We start from the raw sequence: 20,165 nt of genomic DNA on the forward strand, positions 1-20,165 counted from the left end.
AGGCGGTCATCTTAAAAGATTAGCTGAGCAACCAGCCACCATCTACATCGACAGTCGTGCCGGTTACAAATTCATTTTGCACGACAAAAAGAATACCTTTTGCCACCTCTTCCGGCTGACCGGGACGTGGGATCAGATTATCTTTGGTCATGCCAGCCAGTTGTTCATCCCGTGTGGTCACGTCATCGCCAAACATAGGCGTGCTGATGAGGCCTGGGGAAACCACATTGATACGGCGCGGCGCCAATTCCGGTGCGATGGCCCGCGCAAAAGCCTCTACCGCGCCACCGACAGATGCCAAGGCAATTTGGCCTGGGCGGCATTTCCGCGCTGGCGCCCCACTTACCAAAACAATATTTCCTTTATCTGATAAGTGTTCGGTGCCGTAACGAACTACATTGGTATAACCCCATAATTTATCAAAGGAGGCTTGATAGCTTTCCATGTCCATTTCTAAAAACGGGCCCTTTGCGCGGCTGCCACCTGTTGCAGCACTGATTAAAATATCATAAGGGCCGCATTCTTTGAATAAAGCCTTTAGGGCATCCGCATCACGGACGTCGCATTTTCTGGTGCTGATATTATCACCAAGGTCACCTGCTTTTTCTGGATTGCGGCTGATGGCAATGACTTCGGCCCCTAAATCTGCCAGTTGCTTACATGTGGCCAAGCCAATACCAGACGTACCGCCAAAGACCAGAGCCTTCTTATTTGATAAATCCATCGATATTTCCTCAATTCACTCTTATTTTTATTTCGATATAAGAACGTTTATTTCTCATCCAGCTGTGTTCCATCAAGATAATCAGGGGGGAAACCATCACTTAGATAACTCTGATATCTTTCAAGAAGTTTGTGTGAAACTTTATCTTCTGGATATAATATAATGATTTCCTTTAATAAATCTATGGCTGACGAGATGTTTCCTGCATAGAATTCTTCAAAAGATTTATGACTAAGATGACAAACTTTATCGATATGTTCGTGGCAATTATTTCCTAAAACTTCATAAACAGTTACGGCTTCGCTACTTCCTTTTGCAAATACTTTTTCTAAAGGTCGGCAAAGTAATCTACCTTTGATTTTCCCATATACTGCATCACTTACAAGCAGATTGCTGTCATAACGTTTATTCATCCCTTCTAGCCTTGAAGCGAGATTGACGGTAGATCCAAAGATCGTGAAATTTTTTCGATCCTCTGCCCCAACATTTCCCACAATAGATGGGCCCGTATGAAGGCCAATACGTGTGTTAAAGATTGGCTTTCCTTCTTCTTCCATTCTTTTATTAAAGATTTTAAGAGCCTTTTTAATTTCTAGCGCGGCTAGGCAGGCATGATAGGCATGATCATTTTGTTTTTCAGGTGCATTCCAAAATGCCATCACAGAGTCACCAATATATTTGTCTATTATCCCATAATGTTTATCGATAATCGGGGCGAATATCTCAAAATATTCAGATGTCTGACTAAGCAATGCGTCCGGTGCCAGACTTTCAGAGATAGAAGTAAAACCTTCAATATCCGTAAAAAGTGCTGTGATTTCGCGTGCTTCACCGGTCAAATCCAGCTTTGTATCATTTTGAACGATTTGTTTTACCAACTGACGTGGAACATAACGGCCAAATTCCTGAAGGCCTGATCGCATTTGTTCCAAGGTTTCTGAAAGTTGATTAAGTTCTTTGATCCGTGTGGAAATAGAAAAGTTGTCATCCAGATCAAATTGACCGACCTTCTGGGACTTTTCGGACAGAACCTGAATAGATTTTGAAACTTGTTTGGCTGCATAAAAAATTACAAAAAGCCCAATTGTTAAGATGACAATAAAAACTGAAATTGATTGTATGCGCAGTTTATCAGTCTCTGCATTCAATTCGGAAACAGGTGCGATGACCGCCAAGTGATGCTCGCTATATTTATTCATAAAATTGGGGGCGAGAAAAATCTGGAAGTCGCCAATGTTTTTTATATGACTTTGAATTGATATCTTTTCTTTACTGGTATCCAAATTTTCCAAACTGATTGCGATGAGTTGTTTATCGGTCTCGCTGAGATTATTCCGTCTCGGATGGCTTATAATAGTCCCATCGGACATAAAGATGAAATTTGTGGCAGAAGGACTTAGTTTATGTTCATCCAATGCTTGGTCTGTTAATTCAATGGCAACGTCTAGGCCGACAACGCCTTTCTGATCCCTTAAAGGCCGACTGATTGTGAGGCCAGTGTAATCTGTATCAGAAAACTTATAAGGTTTACCCAGTACAGTATTCTGTGCCTCAATTGCTGCCTTATACCATGGCCGTTTTATTGGATTATAAGTTGGATCATAACTTCTGTATTGCAGTAGGGTTTCAAAATTTTTATCTAAAAATGCAATATCTTCAACTTTTTGATTTGCAACGAAATTTATATGCCTTAATCGATAAACCGTCTCTGCTGGGATGTTCTTTTCGATTTGATATTTTTGAAATTTAAGGGCTGTTTCCAACTCCTGCAACAATATTAATCGACCATCTTCCAATCCGACATAAGCTGAAAGGCTTCCTGGTAACAGTCGATAAAATGCGGATAAAGAACGTAGAATAGACGTTATATCATTTGTTTCATTATGTTGATATGCAAGCGTATCAGGTGAATGAACCATTTCATATTGAATGGCGTCAGCGTTATCCAGTTTGATCTGAAACTCCCGCTTCAAGGCATTTTGAAACTCATCTACGAGCTGAAGGGTAAATTTTTCACGAATGGCCAAGCTTGTCTGTGTGCCAGAGATTATCAATGCAATCGACATTGATAAAATTAAACTCGTGAATAAGATCAATATAGATACAGAAAATGGTATCTTTTTAAAGTTCATCTCATGCTCCCCCCTTTGATAATTCAAATGGTTGGATCAACCTCGATGAAAGATGATCTACCAATCATTAGATATCTTATAAGTTGATCCTAATATTTACTATAGGTTGATTGTAGGGAGATGGGAATAGAGAAGATTAATTCTGGATATTTTCTTTTGATAGGAACTCAGCCAGTTCCTGGCGCTTGATCTTATTGGTTGAGGTACGAGGAATTTTATTCACTGATTTTAAAATAATTTGGCCTAATGCATTCTGGGTAAGAGGGGCGACAATGGCTTTAATCTCATCAATATCTGTATGTTTGGTTGGAACAATACATAGCCAGATAAGTTGTTCATTTTTATGGCTTTTAGTCTCACATATGCAAAAATCTTCTGCATGTATCTTTGGGCGTATAAATTCTTCTAATTCAGGGATCAGTTTTTTGACTCCTCCGATATTGATAAGGTCATCTGCACGGCCTTGTAATCTAAGATGTTGTTCATCAGGTTTTAAGCCGACATCTCCAGGATAAAACCAGTCTTCTTTAAATTTTTCTGCTGTATTTACTGGATCATCCAGATATCCATCCACCAAACCCTGTCCTCGAATACGAATGCGGCCCGTTTGGTTCAAAACCGGTTGATCATGATCATCAACCACTTCGACTTCCACATTAGGTAGGATATATCCTAATTCACCATCAATCATCGTGCAGATAGACCCGGTTTCATTCGTCCCGTAGCTTTCGACAATCTTATCCGCAAGTTTTTCTATGGCCTGTTGTTTGAGATTGGCTGGAATTCGACCGCCAAAGGTGGATAAAGTAAAACCTTTAGGTCGAATAAAATTTTTTGGCAAAAGATCTAATAGTTGGCGCAGGGTTGTGGGCAGTAGAGTGACATGTGTTGCACTATATTTTATTAGATTTTCAATAACAGATTGGGATTCTGGGTGGATAATGCATCCACCAGCCTCCAGACAAGCTGTAGCGCGCCCATAATTTGCCTGAACGGCGAAGTTATAAGCGAGCAGTAATCGACTATCTTTCCGATACTGATCTTTTTCTTGTAACTGATTGATCCGAAAATTATGCAGAACCAGATTACGTTCCATAAATTTCGGCTTTCCCGTGGTACCTGAGCTGCATTGTAAACGCATCGGGTCATAAGGGCCTAATATAGAAACAGGCTTCTGATAATTGATTTCTGCCTGAGTAATACGGCTAAATTCTTCGGCGGTGAAAAGAAATATATTCTCTTCTTTCACATCAATGATAGGAGATGACGCAATTACCAGCTTTGCACGATCCCTCAAGAAAAGTTCGACACTTTCCATATCATCTCGCCCAAAGGAAAGGCAGCGATATCCTAGGGCTTCACATGCTAATAGAAATAACCAATGAGGATAGAGACGAAACCATTCAACAGCGACCATATCTCCTTTTGTGAGATCGAATCTTTTTAAGGCTTCTATAAATTGACAAAGGTTTTTGGTGAATTGTGCATAAGTAATCGCCTGACCACCATCAACAACCGCAACGGCATCTGGTTGCGTTTCTGCATGGTCAAATAAACGATCAAGCGTTTGCGTCACATCACATATCCTGAAGTTATGTAACGTAAGTATATGAAAATTAGGCAGGCTTGGGAACCGGGAAGATAAGGTCGTAGGCCCAGTTATAGCAAAAGGCGTATATTAAGAAGAAAACAGAGAAGCCAATATCTAAAATAAGCGCGTCCAAATAACTAATATTTAGGAAATGTGCGACAATGAATATCCCGGCGATAAGCATGCCTGCTTCAAAGAAAATGGCGTGGATTGTTCGAAATAAAACACCACGGGGAGCTGCATTTCGATACTTTAAGTCCCAAATATCAACCATCCAGTTATAGCTAAAATTCCAAACCATTGCGAGTAAACTAAAGATAATGCCCAGCATGCCCATTTCTTCGACCGAATGACCTGTGATCAGAGATCCACCAACAGCCGTACATAGAATGCCGATAATTTCAAAGAATACTGTATGTCTAATTCGATCGCCTAAAGTTCGCATTGCCTGTCACCAAAACTATCTTTCCAGAAAGATATATAAAGTTTTTATCTTTCCTGCAAGATAAATTGTCAACAATGTAGATTTTTGCTAGATTTACATATCAACACGACTTACCGAGATGAATATGGAAGAAAAATATTCCCTGCAATCTACTCTAAAGCGTTACGAAGAAAACTGGCCGGAAATGGCTTTGCCTGAATCTGAAGCCGTTGTGACCTTGATGCGCTTAAACGATATTATGACCGAAGCTACGAACCAAACGATCCATTCTTTGGATATATCGCATCTGGCTTTTGAGGTTTTAGTAACTTTGCGGTCTTACCCGGCACCACATCAGGTAAGTCCGACTGATCTATATAAATCGGTTCTTTGTAGTTCTGGCGGGATGACCAAGGTTCTAAAAAGCCTTGAGGATGATGGTTATATCTCCCGTATGGATAATCTGGATGATAAGCGAAGCAAGCTTGTGCAACTAACAGCCACAGGCATCACCAAAGCTGAAGAGGTGATGGAGGCCGTTTGTCAGGGTGATAAAGCTTTTTTCACCAATGCCTTGGATGATGAAGAAATCAAGAGTTTGAATAAGTTATTACGATTACTTGTACAGAAACTTGAAGGCACAAGAAATTTATAAAGCAGTAATTTTATTTACAGCTTTTCTTCAATGGCATCCCAGATCAAAGCTTCTAGACAGGTATCATCATATCGGTTGATTTCCTGCAAGCCTGTTGGGGAGGTTACATTAATTTCTGTGAGATAATCCCCAATTACATCAATACCAGTGAAGATCAGGCCCTGTTCACGCAAGGTTGGGCCAATGGCTTCGCAAATTTCATGTTCGCGCTTGGTAAGTTCGGATTTAACAGGCTTGCCACCTACATGCATATTGGAACGCGCTTCACCAGCAGCCGGCACACGATTAATGGCGCCAACAGCCTTACCATCCACCAGAATGATACGTTTATCACCTGCACGAACTTCCGGCATGAAACGTTGGATCATCAATGGTTCTCTGTTTTTCTCAAAGAACATTTCTAACAAGGAAGCTAAATTTTCATCTTCAGGTTTCAGATGGAAGACGCCAGCCCCGCCATTGCCAAATAGAGGTTTGACAATGATGTCTTTATATTCTGCGCGGAAAGCCTTGATATCGCTTTCATTGCGAGTAATCAGGGTTTCTGGCATTAAGTCCGGAAAATGGGTTACCAAAAGCTTTTCTGGTGCGTTTCGCACAGAGGTTGGATCATTTACCACCAATGTATCTGGATGAATATGATCGAGTAGGTGGGTTGCGGTAATATAGCTCATATCAAAAGGTGGGTCCTGACGCATCAGGATCACATCTACATTGGCTAAGTTCACCTTTTCTGAGGCGCCCAGATCATAATGATTTCCCTCTTCATAGCGAAGGGTCATTTCTTCGGCATGGGCGGAAACGATACCATTTTGGAAACTTAAGTCATTTGGATGATAGTGATAAAGTTTATAGCCGCGTTTTTGGGCCTCAAGGCCTAATACAAAGCTACTATCGCCGTTGATGTCGATACTTGCGATATGATCCATTTGCAGGGCAACAGTCTTTGTCATGACTTTATCTTTCCAATTTGAATTGTGATCTTTGCAGCCAGATAAGGTGGCTTAAGGTAAACTACAATCCCTAAATAAAAAAGAACAGGAATTATTCTTGTTCCTGTTCTTCAGTTATATCTTCTAACTATAAGATAAAAATGATATTTTTATGAATCAGTTTCTGGTTTCTCTTTTTGCTTTTTTAACCAGTCAAGACGCGCTGGATCGTCTTTTAACTGAACGATCGGGATAACCCGGCGCACATATGATATTTGTTTCGTTTGTGCAATAAGTTGATCTAGCTCTGCGTCATTTTGAGCGATGCCAAATAAATAAACAGTACCATTCACAACAGAAGTATTATAGTTAACGGCGTGGATTTTATCATCAAAAGTTATGGCTGAAGACAAGTTGCTTTTAATCAATAAATCTCGGGAAAGATCAAGAAAACCGCCATTGTCAGTAACTTGAATTTCATTGAATACTTCTTCTACACCGTCAACTTTCCAGGCAAGTTCAATCGCATCAAGGCGTAATTGACGATCACTTACAGTACCTGTTAACAATGTGCGGCCTTCGATAACATTGACGCTCACATTGATATAGTCGGACCCGCCATGCTTACTTAATGCTTGGGAAATCTGATAAGCCATGTCACGATCAACAACCGCTTGTTCAAATCCACGTTCTTCTAAGGCCATAGATCCCGCGGCTGCCCCTGCACCAATAGCAAGACTAACAGGATCGCAAGCAGATAATATGAGCGTAGATGCAAGAACCAAAGGCGCTGCAACTAATTTTTTAAATTTTTTTGTAAGTAACACCAGCTATAACCTGACTTATAAACATTTTCTGATAATAACCCTTATACAATTAAGTATAAGGTGCTTCGCCTATATGGACTAGACCTGAAATATGGCAATTTTTGGGTATTTAAAGGCTTGCGGGTGGATTCCATGCGTTTTTAATATGAATGGGCGTCATTTTCATTGGAACCACAAAGATGGCGTCAAATCGAATGTCACAAGCCACGACCTCAGGATGTTTACTTTGATAAAAGGTTATGGCCCGGGCAATACGTTCCCATTGTTTTTGTTGAATAGCGTTTTTAGCTTCTTCTTCTGTTTGGCGTGCCTTGACCTCAACCGCTATTAAACTATCGCCTTTTCTGGCTAGAATATCGATTTCGCCTACTGGCGTTTTATATCTATATTCTAAGACTTTATAACCTTTTAGATGCAGCCATAAACGCGCTTTTCGCTCAGCTATCTGTCCTTTGACGTGACTTCTATTTAACAGTTTAACCATTTAAATCTAACGCTCTTTTATAGATTTGCTTTTTAGGAAGATTTGTTGCTTCCGCTACAATCGCAGCAGCATCGCGTACTGAATTGGACTTTAACGCCTCCTTTAGCATATTGTCTACATCTGCTTCGCTGGATTCTGCTTGTTTGGCAGGTTCTAGCAAAATGACAATTTCTCCTTTTGGATTGCCGTTTTCAGTATAATGATCAGATACGTCTTTTGCGGTTCCTCGTTTGAATTCTTCAAACATTTTTGTTAATTCGCGGGCAACAACAATTTGTCGATCTGGCCAAATTTCTGCGATATCTGATAAAGTAGATGTCAGGCGTTTTGGACTTTCGAAGCAAATCAATGTAGCGCCTGATTTACTTTCCTGTGCTAAAAACTCCGTTTTTGCTTTTTTCTTTGTTGGTAAAAAACCAATAAATAAAAAACGATCACTGGGTAAACCCGCTGCAGCTAAAGCGGTGAGTGGGGCAGATGCACCGGGGATTGGGTAAACTTTATGCCCCTCCTCAATACAGTCGCGAACCAGTTTATAACCGGGGTCAGATACTAAAGGTGTACCCGCATCAGAAGCTTGTGCAACAACTTTACCAGCCTCTAAGGCTTCCATGATTTTTGGGCGCATTTTATCGGCGTTATGATCATGATAAGCCAGAAGAGGTTTGTTTAGACTATAAGCTTGTAGCAGGCGTTTGGTGATGCGTGTATCTTCACAAAGAACCAGATCAGCAGCTTCTAAAACATCCAGAGCGCGTAATGTAATATCTCTCAAATTTCCAATTGGTGTGGCAACAACGTAAAGACCTGATTGAATTTTACTTTTGTGTTGTTTACTTGGCCCTAATTCCGCCTTAAAGTCTGTATAGTCTTCTTTTTGCTGGTTCATTTTTTAGATCTTTATTAGCCAATTATCTGGATGGGTGGGTGAAAAGTTTGATTGGGGTCAACATAAAGTAATTCGCAGCTTCTGGCGATGGTATAAGTCCGCGTAAGGCAAATAAACGTGATGAAAACTGAAAATAATAATTTGAAATTCACATATGCATTGCAAATGGTGAAGCCCGTTTTGTTGGCTTTGACAGTGATTGGGCTTGCCACAGCATGTGCGAAACCGCCATCAAATCAGAAGCAGGATGAAATCACTGTAACTTTATTCGGTTCGGGGCAGACGGATAATGAAGATGGTTTGCCACCGGTTGGACCTGATATGGAAGGATTACCAAAAGCCGCAGAAAATACGGAGACATTTGAAAGTAATGAGCTGGCTCTTTCTGATGAAGAATTACAGGCAGAATTAGATGAGGCGAATGGTCAATCAAATCAAGGCGTCATTGTGAATGAGGACGCTTTGCCTGCCAATACTGAGCGGACAAAAATTGCTCTTTTACTACCCCTTTCAGCACCGGATGAAGGCTTGCGCAATGTTGCAAAAACTTTAAATGATGCAGCATTGCTGGCTTTATTTGATCAAGGCAATCCAACCATAGAACTGATCCCATATGACACAAAAGGAAATATGCAATCCACGGCTCAAGTCGCGGAACAGGCAATATCTGAAGGTGCAGATGTTATTCTGGGGCCTTTATTGAGTGATAATGTACAAGCGGCTTCTATTATCGCCAAACGTGAAGATATTCCAATGATGAGTTTTAATAACCGTCTGGATGCTGCTGGAAATGGTGTTTATATCCTAGGGAATTCACCTCGTTTCGAAGTCGAAAAGGTTTTGGAATATGCAAGCCAGCAAGGGTTACGGGATTATGTGGTTTTGGTGCCAAATAATATCTATGGGCAGATTGTGGTGGAAACTGCGCAGTCCTATGCAGAAATTCTAGGCATTACATTAAAGCGTGTCGAATATTATGACCCGACTGCAACTGACTTTACGGATCTAACCCGTGATTTGGCAAATTACCGCAATCGTCATAATGAATGGCGTAGAAAAGTGGAAGAACTGGAAGAGCGTGATGATGAGGTTGCACAGGCTGCCTTAAAACAGTTGAAATTAAGAGAAACTATTGGTGATGTGAATTATCAGGCAATTTTGGTGGCGGCGCTGGATCAATTCACCTTACGCACCATTTCGGCTCAGTTATCACAATATGAAGTTGATCAACCAACTGTGCGCTTTTTAGGACTTTCAGCCTGGGATGATATGGGTAACTTATCCAATGAACCACCATTAGTGGGGTCATGGTATGCATCTTATCCTGATACAGGTTGGAACCGTTTTGCGAAACATTATAAGAAATTCTATAATGAAATTCCGCTCAACCTAGCTTCGGTTGCTTATGAAGCTGTCGCTTTAACATCTATTCTTGCAGGACGTGAGTATCGCCCGGATTTCAGTCAGGCACGTTTGGAATATAATCGGGGGTATCAAGGCGTACGAGGATTATTCCGGTTAAGTAGTTTTGGATATGCAGAACGTTTGTTAGCAGTGAAGCAAATCAATAAAAGTAAGGCGGAGGTTATTGCACCACCGCCTAAAAGCTTTGATCAACCATTAACAAATTAAATCAATAGTTTGTATTTGATCTCTTAATCTTCCAGTTCAATTAAAACAGGTGCATGGTCAGATGGCTTTTCCCAGCCACGCGCATCCACGATTACTTTTAAATCTTTGACCTTGTCCTTTAACGGTTCCGTGATCCATATATGATCAAGGCGTCGACCTTTATTGGCCTTGCGCCAATCGCGGGAACGATAACTCCACCAGCTATAAAGTTTTTCAGGCGTTGGGATCATTTGACGCATGGCGTCAATCCAGCCAAAGGCGTCCATAACCTTATTCAAGGCTTCAACTTCTATCGGTGTGTGGCTGACAACTTTTAAAAGCTGTTTATGGCTCCAAACATCGTCTTCAAGCGGAGCAATATTTAAATCACCTACTAATATCATAGGCTTAGAGTTATCTTTCTCAGCAGGAAACCAATCGGTCATTTCCGCAAGGAATTTTAGTTTATGGTCAAATTTCTCATTGGTTTCCGGGTTTGGTTCGTCTCCACCTGCAGGCACATAAAAGTTATGTACCTCAATTCCATTTGGAAGCGCGACAGATTGATGACGACAATCAGATTTTCCAACCCAGTCTTTTTGTGTCTCGTTTTCTAGGGGAAGCTTTGAACAAATCGCCACCCCATTATATCCCTTCATGCCTACAATATAGACATGGGGGAAACCTAATGCTTTCACATCTTCCATAGGGAAGTCGGTATTTTGCGCTTTTGTTTCCTGAAAACACACAACATCTGGATTATATTCATCATCTAATTGTCTAAGTAAATGAAGACGTTGACGGATAGAGTTAATGTTCCAGGTTACCAAGCGCATGTGATCGACTTTCTGATGAATTCATAATGACTTTCAATCAGCATAGAGGCGTTCTAAACACTCAACAAGGACGGATATCACAGTTGCTGCAGAAAAACAGCTTTTCCGTGATTAATTATGTTTTGATATCGAAATGAAAATTGGTTTGTTAACCGCGTTTGCTCATCCAATCACGTGCTGCGTTGCCAAATGCCTCAAACATCTTTTTATTAAGAGGTACTTCCAATGCACGCACATGTTCAGGATGCCATTGTACAGACACCATAAAGTTTGGATAATCTTTAACACTAATGGCTTCGATCACCCCATCTTCAGCTGTTGCTTCAACTTGTAATCCTTCACCAAGTTTATCCACCGCTTGTTCATGGACTGTATTTACCCAAACATCATCCAAGCCGCCATTTAGTTTTTCTAAAATACCACCGGGTTGAATTTTAATTGGATGTTTTGGAGTGTAGCGATCATCAAAAGGAATGGAGGTATCGGCACGATGGTCATTATTGCCTTCAATGTCATGAACATATTGATGCATAGTGCCGCCATGGATTACATTTAATTCTTGATGACCACGACAGATACAGAAAACAGGCATGCCGCGATCCAGAACTTTACGTAGAAGCGGTAGATTGGTGGCATCCCGACCGCGATCCAATTGATCTTCGGTTTGTTGACTTTCAGCACCATAATGATGAGGTTCGATATTAGCTGGACTTCCGGTGAAGACAACACCATCCAATTTATCTAACAAGGCTTCCATATGTAATCGGTCAGCAATAGGCGGGATCATAACAGCCAGACATCCTGCCGCTTCAACAACACTGAGGATATATTTATCGCCAACTTTATAAAAAACGGATTCACCGCCAGGAAGGGTGTCTCCTGTTACACCGATTAAAGGTAAAGCTGCTGTTGTCATAAGGCACCTATTATTATGCTTCTATCTTAAATCCTGATCATCGCAAAAATGTGATCACTTTTTGCAATATACGACGCTTGCGCTGTTCCTGCAAGACATGCGAAGGTTCAAGTGATTTTCCAAATAGGCAAAAATCATCCCTAGAATGATAAGAAAGTTTCAGGATCTGTTTCATGTTGCATGAATTGTTGAATTACAAAATTGCTATCCTTGCTGTATGGGCAGCTTTGTTTTTTGCTATTGAAATTCTTGCACCAAAAGCCCATTCCCCGTTTCAGGGCATTGCGCGGTTCAAAAGATGGGGTCGAAATTTTGGGCTGGTTGGGATCAATTTTGTGATTTCGCCGCTTATTGTGATTCCGATAACCCTATGGGCGAGCGAAGCTGGATTTAACTGGCGTGGTGAATTTGGGACGATTTTTTGGGATCAAACATGGACCCTTCTTCTTGATCTATTGATATTGGATTTCTTTATCTATTGGTGGCACCGACTTAACCATGTAATACCGTTCCTATGGCGTTTTCATGAAGTTCATCATTTGGATGAGTTTTTAGATGTGACTTCTGCTACACGGTTTCATTTTGGTGAAGTGATTTTATCTGCTTTGGTGCGTGGCGGGGTCATTTTATTAATGGATATCCCACTTGCTTCCGTATTAATTTTTGAAACGGTGGTTCTGATCTGTTCTATTTTCCATCATTCAAATATCCGGATTTCAGATCAGACTGATAGCGTTATCTCAAAGATATTTGTGACGCCGAACTGGCACTGGATGCATCATCATGCTGTGCGTGCGGATACAGATAGTCATTATGGAAATTTACTCACCATTTGGGATCGCCTGTTTAGATCACGTGCGAAAAATAATCGGACCGTTGATATGAAAATGGGTGTGAGCGGCAGAACGGAGCGAAGTTTTCTAGGCCTTATCCGACGCCCCATTGATAAACCTTAAATTTTAGTTATCTCTGCGCTTATTCCAAGGGTTAACAAAGTAAAAGAGATCAGGGTCCAGTTCGTCCCCAAAACGCGGTGCAATGATGGTCACTGTTGTTCTGTTTTGTTGTGCATCAATGATGGTCCATTGTTTCAACATCATTGGATCATCGGTAAAAGTCAGGATCATGCTGCCCAGTTCAGGCTCATCTGTTTGTTCAAACTGCATGCGCAAGATACCATTGACACGTTCATAGCCAATCAAGTTCAAGCCATCTTTAATGGACAGGTCTTCGCTGAGCATAAAGTTGGCAGGTGTTGAACCTAACGGAATATGCATGACCTGTTTCAGCTGTTTATCAACATGAATAAAGAAAGTGCCATCCGCTACTAACAAGATGGGAACCGGATCATCATATTCAAATCGCATACGCCCCGGGCGGTGCATATACATATCGCCTTCCAGATAAGAACCATCTGGATTGGCTTGTATAAATCGGGCTTCCATAGTGGTGAGTAAAGAAAAGAATTCTTCAGCCATTTCCAGAGACCGGATAACTTCCGGGTCATTTAGATCCGGCGTCGTTAGCGCGGCATTTGCAAAATTTGGCAGACCCGTCGCAGTGATAAGCGCTGTCGCACTTAGAAGTCTCAGGAAATGACGACGCGTGAAAGATTTGCTTTTCAAATATTCTGTTGATTGAAACAACATTAATAGTTTTCTCCGCTATGGTCCGGTAATAGCACATCGCGTTTACCAACATGATTTGCACTTGATACCATGCCTTCTTTTTCCATTTGCTCAATGATACGGGCAGCACGGTTATAGCCGATCTGCAAGTGACGTTGAATAAAGCTGGTGGACGCTTTGCGTTCACGTGCCACAAGTGCAACAGCTTCATCAAATAAAGCATCACCGCTATTTGATTTGCCACCGTCCAAGCTACCAAGACCTGTTGTAGCGCCACTAACATCCGTATCAAAGCCGCCGCTTGTGTCATCTTCATCAGTAACTGCTTCGATATAAGCAGGTTGACCTTGAGATTTCAGATAGGTGCAGACATTTTCAACTTCACTGTCATCAACAAATGGTCCATGGACACGTTTAATACGGCCACCACCTGCCATATGTAACATATCCCCTTTGCCTAACAATTGTTCCGCCCCTTGTTCGCCAAGGATCGTGCGACTATCTACTTTGGATGTCACCATGAAACTAATACGGGTTGGGAAATTTGCTTTAATGGTACCTGTAATAACGTCTACGGATGGACGTTGTGTTGCCATGATCAAGTGAATACCAGCAGCACGGGCCATTTGGGCAAGACGTTGAATAGAGGCTTCAATTTCTTTACCTGCCACCAACATTAAATCGGCCATCTCATCCACGATGACCACAATATACGGTAAGGGGGTGAGATCCATTGTATCTTCTTCGAAGATCGGCTCACCTGTTTCCTTGTCAAAGCCTGTCTGAATTTGACGTGATATGGTCTCACCTTTTTGTGCAGCTTCGGTCACACGTTTGTTATAGCCGTCGATGTTACGCACGGATAATTTGGACATGGCGCGATAACGGTTTTCCATTTCGCGCACGGCCCATTTTAAGGCAACGACAGCTTTTTTCGGGTCGGTGACTACCGGGGAAAGCAAATGTGGAATATCGTCATAAACGGACAATTCCAGCATCTTTGGATCCACCATGATAAACTTACATTTTTCAGGTGAGAACTTATACAGCAAGGATAGGATAATCGCATTCAAACCAACGGATTTACCTGATCCTGTGGTACCTGCAATCAACAAATGAGGCATAGTTGCCAGGTCTGCAATTTCAGGCCCGCCGCCAATATCTTTACCAAGAACGATCGGTAATTTGGCTTTGTTGCTATCAAATGTATCAGATGCCAATAATTCACGAAGATGGACCATTTCGCGATCAGAATTTGGCATTTCAATACCGATTACACTACGTCCCGGAACCGTGGCAATACGTACAGAAATTGCAGACATGGATCGTGCGATATCATCTGCCAAACCGATAACACGGCTGGTTTTTGTACCTGGCGCTGGTTCTAACTCATAAAGGGTGACAACAGGTCCCGGTCGGACTTTGACGATTTCACCTTTCACCCCAAAATCATCGAGAACCGTTTCCAACATGCGGGCGTTTTCTTCAAGGCCTGCTTTATTTTGTTCTTTTGCCTGATGTTGGCCTGAATAGTCGTCCAATAAATTAAGCGGCGGCATTTGAAACTCATCACCATCATTCGGTGGTAAGTCCAAAGCGATTTGTCGTTCTGCCACGGCCTTTTTACTTGGCTTTGGTTGCTCAACTGGTGTTTCGACGCGGTCATCACGTTTAGGCACCGGAATGGGGGCTGGTTCTACTTTGTCACGACGCATTGGCGCTTTGGCAAATGTCGGTTCGATCTTTTCCCCTTTGACGCGGGATAATGTTTCCGTGGCCGCTTCTTGGAGGTTATCTTTTAGGTCACCTGCATTACGAATGCCATCGGTAACCTTTTTGCCCATTTGCCCGATACCGCGGGCCGTGGCCAGCCATTCGCTCGGCTGAATACCCATAATATAAAATAATAAACCTATAGCGATGATGCCAAAACCAAGGGCAAACCATACGCTATCCACCATAGGCAGAAGCTTCGTGAATAAACTTAACAGTAATTGGCCGGTAAAGCCGCCAAGACCTGCAGAAATAGGCCATTCACTTGGCGCTGGAATGGCGGCGAAGCTTAAAGAGCTGAAGAGTAAAAGTAGTGGAAGTAAGCTTAAGCGGGCCCAGAAATGATGAACTGCCTGATCCCAGAAAACACGCCAACCCCAACCAAAAATCACTGGAACCAGAGCTGCACATGCCAAACCTAACGCCTGTAAACAAACATCAGACATATAAGCACCCACCATGCCCAAGATATTGGTTGGTGAGTCTGGGGTCGCGTGATTGAAATTTGGATCTGCGGCGTTATAGCTGCCTAATGCTAGGGCATAGGCAAGGGAAAGTGCCATAAAAACAAGGCCGCCAAATTTAATCATACGTCGATTAATGATCTCCGCAACGCCATCTGGCAGAAAACGTATTTTCTGTTTTTGCGCTTGAGCCATGCGCTTTTAACCTCTTTGTTCCAACATTGTGGATCGAATAAGTATGACTGCCAAAAAAGCAGAACCTCCCACTTTACAGTGATTCCGCCATAAAATGGAAATGAAAGCTTTCAGCAGCTTCTTGGTGATAGATAAGAATTATGTCAGAAATTAGGTTAAACTGCGTCGGACTCTGGTGCAAATCTCTTTCACGGTTTTTTCATCATGTACTAAGGCCAAGCGAATATAGTCATCCCCCGGGGATTTGTCGGTCTTTTCATCCGCACGACACATATAGCGACCCGGCATGACTTTTATACCTTCTTCTTGCCAGAGTTTGGCGGCAGCCTCTTCACCACTTAATCCATGTTTTGAAGTATTAAACCAAACGAAAAAGGCTGCATCAGGACTACGATAACCCGCTAAATTACCCAATTCTTCATCGGCAATGGAAATCAAGCGACGATAAAGGTCACGATTTTCAACCACATGGGCATCATCTTTCCAAAGTTCGGTCGCGGCTGCGAGTAAGGGGCCGGGCACTTGCGCGCCCCCATATCCTCGTAGCATATTTAAATCTTGCAATAATTTAGTTTCACCAATGACCATGCCACATCGTAATCCCGGGGCGCTGGATCTTTTGGATAAACTGTTGAAAACGAGCAGGTTATCTAGACTATCACCTATTGCTTTTGCTGCATCCAAGCCACCTGCGGGTGGCTCATCAGTCCAGATTTCGGAATAACATTCATCGACTGCCAAGATAAAATCATACTTGCGGGCGGCTTCAAGCATGGCTTTTAGCCGATCCAAACTTGCAACAGTACCTACCGGATTTCCCGGAGTACAAAGATATACCAAGGCGGTACGTCTTAGCGTTTCTTCAGGCAAAGATTCAAAATCGGGAATAAAATGATTATCTTCGGTCGCATCAACCATCACAGCTTCGGCATGTCCCATCAAAGCAGCCCCAAAATACACGTGATAAAGCGGGTTAGGCAGGCAGATGATCGGTTGTTCGTTGTTATTCAACTGGGCACGTTTGCGATCTGCTGCATAAAGACCCGCTTGGAATAAAGCTTCGCGCGTGCCGTTGACTGGAATGACATGAGTTTCAGGGTCAAGATAATTTTCAGGCAAGTTATAGCGTTTTATTGCCCAATCTATGGCAGCTTGGCGAAATTCAATAGTGCCTTTGATGGGGGGGTATTTGGACCAAAGATGGCCGTTTTTTGCCACGGTATCTTCAAGTAGTTTAGGCGGATTACCTTGCGGTTCACCGATATGGGTGAGCAATGCGTCTTGATCCGGTTTGATATGGCCAAGTAATTTATTCAGACGATTATAGGGGTAGTCATATAATTGTTCGACAAGAGAAGTGTTACTTTGATCGGACATATCTTAATCCATTTTATTAGACGAGAGCTTGTAGTTTTGAGGCTTATCATAAGCTTTTATTCAGGAAAAGTTTGGAATTGTATGGGCGCAATTATCTTATTCTTCACCCAGTTCCATTTTTTGTAAGTTACGCTGTGCCATATCAGCCGCAGGACGACCATCATGATATTCAATCAGTTTTAACCAATCTGTTCTTGCGGCTTCTCTATTATTTTGTAAGCGATAAACAATGCCGCGTTCCAATAATGCTTCTGGATTGGTTGGCTCAAGCGCCAAGACACGATTAAGATCGACAAGCGCAAGATCAAATTTTTCCTCAATACGATAGGCGGATCCGCGATAGGTCAATGCTTCAAGATTATCTGTTTCAAGTTTTAACGCTTCGCTGAGATCTTTGATGGTCTCCTCTCCCTTTCCTAATTCCATTTGGGTGAGGGCACGATCAATCAATAAAGTGATGTTTTCAGGATGTAGTTTTAAGGCTGCGGTTTGAATTTCTAGTGCATTTCCGTAGTCTTCAACCGTATATAGCGCCAACCCGGCTTGCCCTAAAATATCTGCAACAATTTGCGGTGAAACTGTTTCAGGCATGTCTTTAGCGAGTTGCTGTAGGCGTTCCGCTGCTTCTTGATAATGTTCCAGATTAAACAATGCGATGGAGGCACAATGGCGGGCGGGTAATCCTCCACCTTCATCTTCCCAGGACAGAGCCGTCTCAAAAGCTCTTTCCGCATCTTTATGAGCCAGGATAATGCAGCCACGATAGGATTGATTATGAGTGAAATCCACATCGGTGGTTTCTGCGTAAGCTGAGGTAAAATTCGTCACCAGCAAGAAAGATGCGATAATTGAAATTCGGTTAAGAATTCCGCTAGATTTATCTGAAATCAGTGAATAAGCTCTGGCAAATAACATTCGGCAATCCTGCTGCTCAATTAATACTTTGATGGAAATTACAGACATGACAGAAACAAACAAGCATCTTTTTGTCTTTGGCCTTGGATATAGTGCGACTTTTCTGGCGCGCAAGCTTTTGGCGAAAGGATGGAAAGTTTCTGGAACAGTAAGACATCCTGAAGAGGCGCTCGAATTAAAAGAGTTGGGCATCACTTTATATGCATTTGATGGCGAAACAGCCTTAGATGGGTTCGATAATATTTTGCAATCTGTCACGCATGTTATGAGCTCTGTCCCGCCTAAGGGGGAGGAAGTAGATATCGTCTTGAAATGGCATTTTGATGATTTGGCTGCTGCCACTCATCTTGATTGGGTAGGGTATTTGTCGACAACTGGCGTCTATGGTGATCGTGATGGGGGATGGGTAGATGAAGAGTCAGAACAATTACCAACTGGCCCACGTGGACAAAAACGTGTGGATGGCGAAGCGGCTTGGTTTAAATTATGGTTAGATCATCAAATACCGACCCATACCTATCGCTTGGCAGGTATCTATGGGCCCGGCCGCAATGCATTGGAAACCGTGAAACAAGGACGTGGTCGCCGTATTAATAAGCCGGGTCAGGTATTCAGCCGTATTCATATCGAAGATATCGCACAGATTTTGGAGGCTTCCATGGTGAAGCCGAATGGTGGGCAGGCTTATAATGCATGTGATGATAATCCAGCCCCACCCGAAGAAGTGATCGCTTATGCATGTGATTTACTTGGGGTCGATAAACCGGATTTAATTGATTTTGAAACAGCCGATTTAAGTCCGATGGCCCGCAGTTTTTATCGTGATAATAAGCGTGTTTCAAATCAACGTATTAAAGAGGAGCTTGGCGTCAAACTCCTCTGGCCTGATTATCGTGATGCATTAAAGGCTATGTTGTAGTTTTTGAAACAATCTCTAAAACACGTTTTCCAAGACGGTTTAATTCATCCGGATTAGACAGGCGATGATCACCAGCTTTGACCATTTCAATGGTGATGTCAGTTGAGGTCAGGCAATCAGCCACTTTAAATGGATGATCATTTGGCACAACTTCATCTTCCAAACCGTGGATGATATGGACAGGACCATTAAATTCAACAGAGCCGTCTAACAAATTATGGGATTTTGACTCTTCGATAAACTTCATGGAAATAGGATAGGATTCTTCGCCTTCAAATTCGGACGGTCGATACCAGACGCCTTTGGTTTCTAGATCCTGTTTCGCAGCCTCATCAAGTTCGGGCCACATCAGTTTGGTTGGAAAGTCAGGTGCTGGCGCAATAAGAACCAAGCCTTTAATACGTTCAGGTCTAGCGTGAGTTAGCAACATACTCATCCAGCCACCCATGGAAGATCCAACTAAAATAAGGGGGCCCGTGGTCACTTGATCAATAATTGCTAGTGTATCTTGAAACCAATCACCAATAGTCCCATCTGCAAAATCACCAGAGGAAATACCATGGCCTTGGTAGTCAAATCGACAATAGTCCAGTTTGTTTTTAGCGCAGAAATCTCTTAGGAAAAGAGCTTTGCTACCTTCCATATTGGATTTGAAGCCACCACAAAAAACGATGGTTGGTGTATTCATATCCTTACTTTCCTTGAAAGCATGGAAAAAATATGCGATTTGAGCCTCTCCCAAATCGGTATTTCTGGTTAGAAATGAGGCTGCTTTAGTATTTTCTTTAGTCATTCTGATGATTTACCACTGGTGAAAATGTAAACTTCCCCATAAAATAGTATCGATCTATGGATGGGGGCGGGTCAGGATGG

Annotated in this window: 19 protein-coding genes; 4 read left to right on the forward strand and 15 right to left on the reverse strand. The window is 42.2% G+C overall.

The features are described 5' to 3' along the window. Positions 1 to 19: 19 nt before the first annotated feature. The 4 genes from ACOQOA_RS10055 to ACOQOA_RS10070 all read right to left on the reverse strand — a co-directional run bounded on the left by ACOQOA_RS10055 (position 20) and on the right by ACOQOA_RS10070 (position 4,892). Positions 20 to 724 carry an SDR family oxidoreductase gene (locus tag ACOQOA_RS10055; protein ID WP_420548506.1) on the reverse strand — a complete coding sequence of 235 codons (705 nt, stop codon included), beginning with the start codon at positions 722 to 724 and terminating at the stop codon, positions 20 to 22. Between the two features lie 47 nt (positions 725 to 771). Continuing rightward, the gene (locus ACOQOA_RS10060; RefSeq protein WP_420548507.1) at positions 772 to 2,856 is read right to left on the reverse strand and encodes an adenylate/guanylate cyclase domain-containing protein; all 2,085 of its coding nucleotides are present in this window, start codon (positions 2,854 to 2,856) and stop codon (positions 772 to 774) included. 136 nt (positions 2,857 to 2,992) lie between these two features. Beyond that, positions 2,993 to 4,432 (reverse strand): class I adenylate-forming enzyme family protein, encoded by a 1,440-nt coding sequence (locus ACOQOA_RS10065; protein WP_420548508.1) that lies wholly within the window; start codon positions 4,430 to 4,432, stop codon positions 2,993 to 2,995. Positions 4,433 to 4,472: 40 nt separating this feature from the next. Beyond that, positions 4,473 to 4,892, reverse strand: coding sequence for a PACE efflux transporter (locus ACOQOA_RS10070; protein ID WP_155154780.1), 420 nt, complete (start codon positions 4,890 to 4,892; stop codon positions 4,473 to 4,475). A gap of 124 nt (positions 4,893 to 5,016) precedes the next feature. Here ACOQOA_RS10070 and ACOQOA_RS10075 point away from each other — a divergent pair, with 124 nt between their 5' ends. Then, positions 5,017 to 5,526, forward strand: coding sequence for a MarR family winged helix-turn-helix transcriptional regulator (locus tag ACOQOA_RS10075; RefSeq protein ID WP_420548509.1), 510 nt, complete (start codon positions 5,017 to 5,019; stop codon positions 5,524 to 5,526). 14 nt (positions 5,527 to 5,540) lie between these two features. Here the strand turns inward: ACOQOA_RS10075 and gshB are convergent, their stop codons facing one another. The 4 genes from gshB to rsmI all read right to left on the reverse strand — a co-directional run bounded on the left by gshB (position 5,541) and on the right by rsmI (position 8,658). Next, positions 5,541 to 6,479, reverse strand: a complete 939-nt coding sequence (gene gshB, locus ACOQOA_RS10080; RefSeq protein ID WP_420548510.1) for a glutathione synthase — start codon at positions 6,477 to 6,479, stop codon at positions 5,541 to 5,543. 149 nt (positions 6,480 to 6,628) lie between these two features. Beyond that, a complete protein-coding gene (locus ACOQOA_RS10085; RefSeq protein WP_420548511.1) occupies positions 6,629 to 7,285 on the reverse strand; it encodes a BON domain-containing protein in 657 nt (218 codons plus the stop codon). A 109-nt stretch (positions 7,286 to 7,394) separates the two neighbouring features. Next, positions 7,395 to 7,769 carry a YraN family protein gene (locus ACOQOA_RS10090; RefSeq protein ID WP_420548512.1) on the reverse strand — a complete coding sequence of 125 codons (375 nt, stop codon included), beginning with the start codon at positions 7,767 to 7,769 and terminating at the stop codon, positions 7,395 to 7,397. Beyond that, complete coding sequence (rsmI, locus tag ACOQOA_RS10095; protein WP_420548513.1) at positions 7,762 to 8,658, reverse strand: 16S rRNA (cytidine(1402)-2'-O)-methyltransferase; 897 nt, start codon at positions 8,656 to 8,658, stop codon at positions 7,762 to 7,764. Before rsmI ends, ACOQOA_RS10090 begins: the two co-directional genes overlap by 8 nt. A 120-nt stretch (positions 8,659 to 8,778) precedes the next feature. Between rsmI and ACOQOA_RS10100 the strand changes: the two genes are divergently transcribed. Then, positions 8,779 to 10,290: a penicillin-binding protein activator gene (locus ACOQOA_RS10100; protein ID WP_420548514.1), complete on the forward strand. Its 1,512-nt coding sequence runs from the start codon at positions 8,779 to 8,781 to the stop codon at positions 10,288 to 10,290. Positions 10,291 to 10,313: 23 nt separating this feature from the next. Here the strand turns inward: ACOQOA_RS10100 and xth are convergent, their stop codons facing one another. Further along, positions 10,314 to 11,105 (reverse strand): exodeoxyribonuclease III, encoded by a 792-nt coding sequence (xth, locus tag ACOQOA_RS10105; protein WP_420548515.1) that lies wholly within the window; start codon positions 11,103 to 11,105, stop codon positions 10,314 to 10,316. Between the two features lie 148 nt (positions 11,106 to 11,253). Further along, positions 11,254 to 12,021 (reverse strand): gamma-glutamyl-gamma-aminobutyrate hydrolase family protein, encoded by a 768-nt coding sequence (locus ACOQOA_RS10110; protein ID WP_420548516.1) that lies wholly within the window; start codon positions 12,019 to 12,021, stop codon positions 11,254 to 11,256. Between the two features lie 173 nt (positions 12,022 to 12,194). Here ACOQOA_RS10110 and ACOQOA_RS10115 point away from each other — a divergent pair, with 173 nt between their 5' ends. Beyond that, positions 12,195 to 12,977, forward strand: coding sequence for a sterol desaturase family protein (locus ACOQOA_RS10115; protein WP_420548517.1), 783 nt, complete (start codon positions 12,195 to 12,197; stop codon positions 12,975 to 12,977). Positions 12,978 to 12,980: 3 nt separating this feature from the next. Here ACOQOA_RS10115 and ACOQOA_RS10120 read toward each other — a convergent pair whose 3' ends face one another. From ACOQOA_RS10120 to ACOQOA_RS10135, 4 genes are all read right to left on the reverse strand, one after another. Next, on the reverse strand, positions 12,981 to 13,670 hold the full coding sequence (locus ACOQOA_RS10120; RefSeq protein ID WP_420548518.1) for a LolA family protein: 690 nt from the start codon (positions 13,668 to 13,670) through the stop codon (positions 12,981 to 12,983). Continuing rightward, entirely contained in the window at positions 13,670 to 16,081 is a 2,412-nt protein-coding gene (locus ACOQOA_RS10125) for a DNA translocase FtsK 4TM domain-containing protein (RefSeq protein ID WP_420548519.1), read from the reverse strand. The genes ACOQOA_RS10120 and ACOQOA_RS10125 overlap by 1 nt, the downstream gene beginning before the upstream one ends. 150 nt (positions 16,082 to 16,231) lie before the next feature. Further along, entirely contained in the window at positions 16,232 to 17,458 is a 1,227-nt protein-coding gene (locus ACOQOA_RS10130) for an aminotransferase class I/II-fold pyridoxal phosphate-dependent enzyme (protein ID WP_420548520.1), read from the reverse strand. A 96-nt stretch (positions 17,459 to 17,554) separates the two neighbouring features. Further along, positions 17,555 to 18,373, reverse strand: coding sequence for a tetratricopeptide repeat protein (locus tag ACOQOA_RS10135; protein ID WP_420548521.1), 819 nt, complete (start codon positions 18,371 to 18,373; stop codon positions 17,555 to 17,557). 46 nt (positions 18,374 to 18,419) lie between these two features. Here ACOQOA_RS10135 and ACOQOA_RS10140 point away from each other — a divergent pair, with 46 nt between their 5' ends. After that, positions 18,420 to 19,292, forward strand: coding sequence for an SDR family oxidoreductase (locus ACOQOA_RS10140; protein WP_420548522.1), 873 nt, complete (start codon positions 18,420 to 18,422; stop codon positions 19,290 to 19,292). Here the strand turns inward: ACOQOA_RS10140 and ACOQOA_RS10145 are convergent. Further along, positions 19,282 to 20,085: an alpha/beta hydrolase gene (locus ACOQOA_RS10145; RefSeq protein WP_420548523.1), complete on the reverse strand. Its 804-nt coding sequence runs from the start codon at positions 20,083 to 20,085 to the stop codon at positions 19,282 to 19,284. The two genes, ACOQOA_RS10140 and ACOQOA_RS10145, sit on opposite strands and share 11 nt — an antisense overlap. Between the last annotated feature and the right edge of the window lie 80 nt (positions 20,086 to 20,165).

This window comes from Curvivirga sp. (genome assembly GCF_965219885.1).
GTDB lineage: Bacteria > Pseudomonadota > Alphaproteobacteria > UBA8366 > Aestuariispiraceae > Curvivirga.